At 37.1% G+C, this 8,677-nt stretch carries 5 protein-coding genes; 3 read left to right on the top strand and 2 right to left on the bottom strand.

The annotated features are described in order from the left end of the window. Positions 1 to 494: 494 nt before the first annotated feature. Positions 495 to 2,582 (bottom strand): disaggregatase related repeat-containing protein, encoded by a 2,088-nt coding sequence (locus BP621_RS06970; RefSeq protein WP_292388739.1) that lies wholly within the window; start codon positions 2,580 to 2,582, stop codon positions 495 to 497. A 762-nt stretch (positions 2,583 to 3,344) separates the two neighbouring features. Here BP621_RS06970 and BP621_RS06965 point away from each other — a divergent pair. Both BP621_RS06965 and BP621_RS06960 read left to right on the top strand, forming a co-directional pair. Next, the gene (locus BP621_RS06965) at positions 3,345 to 3,701 is read left to right on the top strand and encodes a hypothetical protein (RefSeq protein ID WP_292388737.1); all 357 of its coding nucleotides are present in this window, start codon (positions 3,345 to 3,347) and stop codon (positions 3,699 to 3,701) included. A 311-nt stretch (positions 3,702 to 4,012) separates the two neighbouring features. After that, positions 4,013 to 4,426: a serine O-acetyltransferase gene (locus BP621_RS06960; RefSeq protein ID WP_292388735.1), complete on the top strand. Its 414-nt coding sequence runs from the start codon at positions 4,013 to 4,015 to the stop codon at positions 4,424 to 4,426. A 151-nt stretch (positions 4,427 to 4,577) separates the two neighbouring features. Here the strand turns inward: BP621_RS06960 and BP621_RS06955 are convergent, their stop codons facing one another. Beyond that, entirely contained in the window at positions 4,578 to 6,191 is a 1,614-nt protein-coding gene (locus BP621_RS06955; protein WP_292388733.1) for a right-handed parallel beta-helix repeat-containing protein, read from the bottom strand. Positions 6,192 to 7,411: 1,220 nt separating this feature from the next. Here BP621_RS06955 and BP621_RS06950 point away from each other — a divergent pair. Further along, a complete protein-coding gene (locus BP621_RS06950) occupies positions 7,412 to 8,308 on the top strand; it encodes a polysaccharide deacetylase family protein (protein WP_292388732.1) in 897 nt (298 codons plus the stop codon). Positions 8,309 to 8,677 lie beyond the last annotated feature (369 nt).

Below are 8,677 nucleotides of genomic sequence, written 5' to 3'. Positions count from 1 at the left end.
AAGTTGCGTTGAAGACTATAGTCCAGTATAGTCCATGGAACCTCTCTGAAAACTTAATCCGAAGAGAGGCCAGAGGAAAGTTCTAGGCTGAACTCATATTTAATCCTCTAGAAGATGAAGAAAGAAACCTGAAGCAAGAGCGAAGCCTTTATAATCTTTATTTTTTCGTACAAGTATACCCTATTAAGGCAAGATAAATAGAAAAATAATATTGTATGGCCTATAATGCGTCCGTTTGCAAGGATAGAAGCAAAGACGATTTCCCTATAGTTTTGTCTATTAAGTCAGGCAGGAGAGCTCCAATAGCAAGATATTTCGATCTACCAGAACCCTCCTCAGTCGGGGTATGAAAATCCCAAATCCTAAAAATAACCCAAGCGTGATTCCCAGATGTCCAAAGTGTAGCATCAAAAATTAAAGAGTTCTTCTTTTATATCCAAATATTGCCCTCTTCTTTATGACTCAATCTATTTCCAGACTAATTTTATCGGCATTCAGGCACATTCTATAGTGAGTTTGGGTCTTTGATTTTTGTTTTGCCAGTTGGAACTATAGAAAGCGATATAGTTTTCTTCTTCTTCGCGGGCCTTTATAAGGAAACCTGTATTCTCGTACTTTCCGCTTATATATTCTTGCACAAGTTCTGTTACATCCAGGTCGTAGTAGCGATTGTCAGGGGTCTTATCTCCACTGATCGTTATTGTGGCATATGGAGTGCTGCCCTGGAAGACCCCGTTCCTGTCATACCAGTCCCCTCCAGAATTTTCCCAGGGATCATTGGATTCTTTTTGCTGCCACGTAACGTGTTCTTTGCACCATTTCACAGGTCTGTATACTTCCAGTACAGTATCCTTCGATCTCATTTGATTCTCTGGGTAATACCAGAATAAAGATAGAGTTGCCTCTTCGATCTTGTCAGTCTGATTAAGTGAACTCAGCTCAAAGATTATAATGCCTCTGTAAATACTTCCATCGAATTTTTTTCCTACATCGATATATTCACTATCGCTAAAAGTGACGTTTGGGGCTTCTTCTTTCAGCCTGTTGTCAGAAATAATGAGAGGTAGAGCAATTTTAACATTTTCCACTCTATCAGACTGCATCGAAATACCTAAAAATAATTTTTTCAGGGATCTTATAAACTCTGAAAAAACCCTTTTAAGGCTCGATTCAAAGCCTTCGTCCTGTTCTGTCTGGACTTCGTTTTCATCTATCTCATAAGGCGTTTGCGGTCCAGCAGACATAGCTTCACTCCAGGGAAAATCCTTTCCGAGAGACTCATTGGTGTTCAACTTAGCCGCAAGTTCTGAGTCAGCTTCGACATCTGAGGTAGAATTTACACCCATATAGTTCCCACCGGCGTTGCCTGAAAGGCAATTGTTTTCCAGGATAAAGGAATGGGTGTTGTTCAGCTTGTTGTATACAGCATATCCTTCTCCGGCTGCAGGACTGGACTGTGTATTAATTATTATATTATTTCTTACGACAGTTGTATAGCCTGAACTTGGGGCCGAAAACTCGTCACTAACCTGTTTGTGGGCAATAGCAGCACCATAGCATCCGTCGAATTTATTGTTCTCGATCAAGGTATTTTGGAAACCATTGAGCACTATGCCCCCTGCCCAGTCCGCACCCTCGTTAATACCGGTTTTATAAAATTTATTGTGATGAATGAATATATCTTTTGCAGAATCTTTGGAATACCCGGCCCCATAGCCTGTAATCCATATGCCTGCTGCGTTCGTTTCATATAGCAGATTATTGTAGATTTCAATATCATTCATCACAGTTGACGGGCCAATTTTTTGGATTTCAATCCCTGCTCCGCCCTCCCCTTCTGAGTCAATTATATTGTTATAGAATTTTACGTGGTTTGTATTGTAAATCCTCAAACCGCTATTTGTTCTACATGTTATTTTATTATTCCAGGCTTCTATATTCGAAGAATAGATAGCGTAAAGGACATCATGCCCTAACTTATACACCCGGTTATTGTAAAACTTAACACCTGAACATTTTACGACTTTAAGCCCATCGCCGTGGCTGTCATGCATATACATATCATGAACCTGTGTATTCTCGCAATTAAGGAAATGGATCAGATTGTAATATCCTTTCCCTCTATTCTTTTCATTGTTTTCATCATGATTTCCGTCAATCTCAAATCCCCTTATAATAATATCATAATTTCCGGCGCTGTCCATTTGTGTAATCATAGGTTTTTCTAGCGGCCAGCCTGCTTTATCTTCAAGTTTGATCACGGCTGTTTGATCTCCCTCGAGAATAGTGTTACTCCCAATAAATATACTGTCAGAAATGACGTAGGTATGTGGGCCTTCCAGATGAACGGTTGTGAACTGAGGGTTTTCTGCAACGTATGCAAGAGCTTTGTTTATCTCTACCTGGTCGTCACTTCCATCACAGTTAAAGTCTCCACTTCCATTGGCAGCAACATAAACTGTTGTATTAGACGGCTTTGATAAGATGAAGATTATACTTGCGATTAGAAATAGAAAAATTATACAAAGAAACAATAACTTTTTTCTGTCTCCCCACTTATACTTTCGCTTATTTTCATTCATTTCAAATCCCCAATACATTAGATTATAATTCTTCAAAGTTAAAAAAATTTATCTCTTCAGGACTGCAAATAAACTCCCCTTAAAAGTACTTGCATCTTTCTCGCTGCTTGAATTCCAGGACCATAATTCTTAGAAGAATATTCTAGCTTCAACAATTTATTAAAGTACACTCACGGGAAATCTGAGTTTTTTGAATTCATTTGATCTTAATTTACTGAACTTAAAAATTTGCCTGTAAATTCTCACCTTGAATGTTGAAGTAAAAACTAATCATTAGGAGCTGTCTCAAAAATAAAGTTGATTCTACAATTAAGATAATTTACTCTACTTCAAGGCAAATATATGCCTGAATTTCATAATAATTTCCGACCTAAATTTAAAGTCAACAATGCCAATTATCCAATTGTAGAAATGAGTCGAGTTTTGAGACCGCCTGTTATACTTTATTTTTGGTGTGATTACTTCTACAAGCTTCTTTGTTGTATTTAGTGGTTTTTATGCCAATAAGGATAACAACTAAGTTTTGGTCGATATATTCAGGATCACCGTAATTAGCAGTAGAGCGATTTTCGTCTAAAGACGAATTATCTTCAAGTTTTTAGAGTTATGAATATTATACTTTCTTGATAACTATATGTCTAAATTTATTTACATTTAATCCTATTTATTTTAGGCGGTTTCTTAAATTATATATTCAAGATTGTCTATTCATATGAAATGATGAAACGAACAACAACTTTCTTTATATTAGCCTTATTGGTTTTGGCGTTATGTACTGCCACCGCAGGCGCTTCAGCTAGTCCTGCGTGTAATGTAAAAATTGTCAAGTTTACAGTAAACAATCCAACCGGAATAGCACCAGCTAAAATCGGACTTACAACTTATACATCAGGCACTGTTAAAATTGTTCAATATCAGATATTGGATAAAAATGGAAAGGTAGTCGCGTCCTGCAGATCTTACTGTACACACTGCACGAAAAAACACATATGCAATTGCTCGCTTATTGTAAAAAAGCCGGGTACCTATGACGCAAAAGTAACTATATATGGTACTGGAAACTGTCATGTACAGCAGACTAAAAAGTCAGCCATTACGATAAAAGCTGCAAAAAAGTAACTGCATACGGTACTGGAAGTCTGTCTGCAAGAGCGTAATTGTAAAGTAATAAAGGGAAAAATCCCTTTCTATTTTTTTATTTCAGTCGAATGCTCCACTAGCTTGCTGCGAGGTGCGCCAGCGCAACGTTGATTTAAATAAAAAGCAGATTACGATCTCTACGTCCAAGCAGATAAATTCGCTTGAGGGAAACATTATGAAAGCCCTAGATTAATTGGTGACGATATATGGAGATTTCAGAGATTACTGCGAAAAATTGAGTACTATAACAACTGTAAGAAATTCTAATTTTCAAATTATATCTTAAGTACTTGTTATTCAGGTTCTACACGATGAATGCCAATCTAGGATTCAGCATTCCGATAAATGTCTTTGGCCCAGGGTTGCGTATTGCCCATAGAGGAACTATCGTTATAAATAAAAATGCCAGGACTGGAGACAATTGCAGAATACATGCCTGTACCAATATAGGATCTAACCTGGATGAGGTTTCAGCCCCGCAAATTGGAAATAACATGTATATCGGGCCTGGTGCCAAAATTTTTGGAAATGTCGTAATTGCCGACAATATAACAATTGGGGCAAACTCGGTCGTAAACAAATCGTTTTGTGAAAAAAGCATTTCAATTGCAGGCATACCTGCTAAAAAAATAAACATTAAAGGATTAGATGACATTATGGTCACAGCTACGCAAATTGTTAAAAATAATCCCGCACTCCAATAAATAGCCATTGAGTGAATAAATGATAAATCCTCTTGTTTTCTAATTAGCTAAATATTCTGCTAATATAACACATATGAAATTCTTCAAATGTCAATCACAAATAAATGAAAGTGTTTTCAAGCACTTTCATGCTAAATAAGCTAAGAAAGCCTTAATATAACATATTAAAGCAGAATAAGAAAAATATCTTCAGCAGCAGCCTGAAAATCTTCCATTCTGGTGAAAGTAGCTGGCTCCACCATACAACATACCCGGGCCTATTCCCTGAGATAGAAGCCCATTCAGTATTTCCATACCTGCCTATGTTGATCCTGCTTCCACAATTTCCTGGCTCTTTTGAATAATCAGAGTCCGGATAACCGGCATCGATACATGGAGAACTTATAGTATCCTTTACCCACGTTTTTCCATTCCATCTTCCACCTGTTGATTCCAGATGATAATCGTGGTTTTTTTCGTTTGCAAAGTGAGGATCTACATGGATGTCGCTTGTCGAGCTGGCGTTCCTGTAGTCTCCTGCTGAGTTATTGTAAAGGCAGTTATTTTCCAGCACAAAGGAATGCGTTTCAGGCAGATAATTGACAATTCCATATCCTGTCCCGCTCGGGTCTTTCTTACGTTGCAGCGTGTTTACAATAATATTGTTGCGGACAATTGTTGTATATCCTGTACCTTTGGGTGAAAGATTGGCAGAATCACTCGTAGGATACATATGGATAATCGCAGCATGATACGTATCATCAAATACATTATTCTCAACAAGGGTGTTATAAAACCCACTTGTTACTATACCACCTACCCAATCTATGCTAGGGTTCGTACCAGTGTTGTAGAAAATATTGTGATGAATATATACATTCTCTGCCTCTTCCCTGGGATAAGAGTTACCATAACCTAACAGCCAGATCCCGGGCCCATAGGTGTTATGAATGGTATTATTATACACCTCTATGTCATTCATCATACCTGTTGTTTTCTCAATCAGAACTCCAGAGCCGCCTGCACTCCAGTGGTAGAAAGAATCTATTACGTTATCATGGAATTTTACATGGTTTGAGTTCCAGATTCTAAGACCACTGTTAGTCCTGCAGGTTATTGTATTGTTCCAGGCCTCTACGTTCTGGCACTGAATTGCAAACAGACCGTCATGTCCCAGTTTATATATTCGGTTATTGTAAAACTGGATATTAGAACTTCTCTCTATCTTCAGCCCATCTCCGTGTCCGTCGTGCATGTACATAGAGTGAACCTGAATGTTGCTGGAGTTTAAGAAATAAATCTGGTTATAATACCCCTCTCCTCTCTTTTTTTCTTCGTTCCTGTCATGATTTCCGTTAATTTCAAATCCTTTTATGGTGATGTTCTGGCTTCCAGAACTGTCCATCTGCGTAATTAGAGGCTTATTCTTTGGCCAGCCTGCTTTATCTTCAAGTTTGATTACGGCTGTAGAATCTCCTTCCAGAGTGGTATCGTTTCCAACTAAAATACTGTCCGAGATAACGTATGTATTGGGACCCTTCAAATGAACGGTTGTGAACTGAGGGTTTTCTGCAACATATGCGAGAGCTTTGTTTATTTCTACCTGATCATTATTTCCATCGCAGTTGAAATTCCCTCTTCCGTCGCCAGCGACATAAACAGTTGTACTGGGTGATGTAGTGGAAAGGGATGTTGTTCCTAATGCGATCAAAAAAATTAAAATTGTAAAGTAAAATCCAATTTCTTTTCTTTTTTGCCAGCTATGTTTCAGATTTTTTCCGTTCATTTTTATTCCTGTACATTTTAGTCGTAGATCTCATGGTATGAACAAAACTATCTGCAGAGAATAAATTTCGTTAAATTCTGTTATATATTAACATTTCTTTTTAATTTTGTGAACTTTATTGTTAACTAAGATAAGTCTTTGCAAGCTTCTTTTTCTTTAAGCCTCTAGAAAAAATAAAGACAATATTCACTAGTGCTTCGATTCCAAAATTAATTCCTTATTTTCTGGAATAATCCATGATCTTCGGATCTATTCAAAAGTTAAGTTTTATGAACCTACTTCGGAGTCGCAGTACTAGTTGCAGTAGTGTACAAAAAGTCTATTTACTTAAAGTTTGTTCAACTGATCTGGACCACATCGAAAAATATAAAATGTCAAGAGAATTGGACTCTCTTATTGAAGCCGGGATAAATCCCAGACTGCTCAGTTCAAAGAGGACGTGGCAGGAAAAGATCTACATTTTTACAAAAAGCCTCCAAGGAACAAAGAAGTTAAAAACTATACGACTATACAACCTCTTGGTTAGCTGCATCAGGATAAATTAACTCAAGTTTTATTTCCTGATTTTAATTTCTGCCAGGAAAATTTAGAGGTTTTTGGCATAAGTCCTCTTTTGAGTTTTCTACATCTCTTCGGCATTACTAATTAATAAGTTTACATAATTGGTTTATTCTCCATATAACAGATTTAAGTTTGGGCAAGGTATTCTTAACTGTTTCTTCAATCTTCCTACAATTTTCCTGCAAGATATTCACACTTATCCGTGTTTCAACGTCTACAGTCTCCTTCATACCAGATATTATCTAAAATTTATTCTGTAGGGCTCGGGCGTGGCTCGGAAATACTGAGAAGAAAAGTTTCCTGCATTTATCGAGTAACCCATTAAGAAATATGAGATATTTCCAATCAAGTTTCAAAAGTTTCTCGAGATTATCGAGAAGAGCAACTTGCCTAACGATCCTGTATTTATATCTATCTATATCATTTAGGCTCGTAATTAAATTTACAGTGTTAACTACAAAAATACTTCTCAAGATTATTTCCTACATTTTATTTTAATTGAATCATCAAAAAATTTTTTATACTCTTATGCCCCCTCTCTAAATATTAAATTTTTTAACAAGTTAACTTTTCATTTATTCCCATTCCCGTGTAATTTCACTATAAGTCAGAAATTTGTTACGTGATTATAAACGCATTTGGTAGCGCAGTGGGGTCTTATGAGGGGAAGTTTTTCAGTTACAGTGGATCTTGAAGATTGGTATCATATTCCTTCAGTTTGCAGTTCTCCTTACGCCGTTTACAAGACTGTGAATGAGTTTTTTGAAAAATGGGATGGCAGATATGATTATCTGACTGAACCCACTAAGAGAGCACTGGATATTCTCGATGAGTTCAACGTGACTGCCACTTTCTTTGTGGTTGCAGATGTTGTAGAACACTATCCTGGACTTGTCGAGTCAATTGCGGAAAGAGGACATGAACTGGCATGCCATGGTCTGCATCACGCCTGCAAAATCGATCCTGAGACAAAGGAGCGATTAATGAGTAACGAGGAATTCGAGCAGAAAACATTACTTGCGAAAAGAATACTTGAAAAAGTTAGTGGAGAGAGAGTAATAGGCTACAGGGCACCAAATGCCTTTGTAGGTGGCTGGATGCTGGATTCACTTGAAAGCATGGGGTTCAAATATGATTCCTCAGTTTCCGTAAATTCTCTTTATAATAAAACGGATTCGTCCCTTGAGACCGTTTCGTCTTTTCCTTACTACCCTTTAGAGAACGGGCTTGAGGCAGGCGACGATAGAAATTTTATTGAGTTCCCCTGGGCGTATTATCAGAATGTACTGAAAATTCCAGCGTCAGGAGGCCCAATACTCCGCTTTTTTGGAGCTCCTCTAGTATTGAATGGTCTTATCCAGAGTTTAAAAAGAGGACATACCATCTTTTATTTCCACCCAATTGATATTTCCTGTACTAAATTTCCTTCAGTAGGGCACAACAGGCCATTTTACTGGTGCATGAAAGGAAAGCTTGTAGAACGTAGAATCCGTCACATTCTGAAAGTCCTAAACAATGTTAAAAAAATGTGCCTGAAGGATTACCCAGGAATATAAAAGTTAAAAAATTTTCTAAATATTATAATTAAAAATTTGAAAAAATTTTAATAAATCTAAATTCTTAAACTCTGATCTGTTGTGTTTAATTTCCTCCATCAGTAACAAATGATATGATAGTTCTAAACGTTTATTCCTGAAGTTTGATGCTTAAGGATTATTTTAGTCTGGCTTAATATACCTTAATTGTACGATTTTATGGCACGATCCTCTATAAATTCTCCAGAACCGCTTATTTTACAGGGGCAATGCCTAATTATCCTGATCTTAAATGCATGCTTTCTCCTGAAGAACTAATTCGGGGCATGCAGACACTGGCAGGAATAAGAAATAAATCTAATAAATGATGTTCACTCTGTAAGGCTAAAA

Origin of the sequence: Methanosarcina sp. UBA5 (assembly GCF_002505485.1) — an archaeon.
Taxonomy (GTDB): Archaea; Halobacteriota; Methanosarcinia; order Methanosarcinales; family Methanosarcinaceae; genus Methanosarcina.
The sequence above is the reverse complement of the archived record's forward strand: the minus strand, read 5'-3'. Positions and strand labels throughout refer to the sequence as shown.

Coding starts and splice junctions, on each gene's coding strand:
- BP621_RS06950 (WP_292388732.1), top strand. CDS start 7,412: ATGAGGGGAAGTTTTTCAGTTACAGTGGATCTTGAAGATTGGTATCAT.
- BP621_RS06955 (WP_292388733.1), bottom strand. CDS start 6,191: ATGAACGGAAAAAATCTGAAACATAGCTGGCAAAAAAGAAAAGAAATT.
- BP621_RS06970 (WP_292388739.1), bottom strand. CDS start 2,582: ATGAATGAAAATAAGCGAAAGTATAAGTGGGGAGACAGAAAAAAGTTA.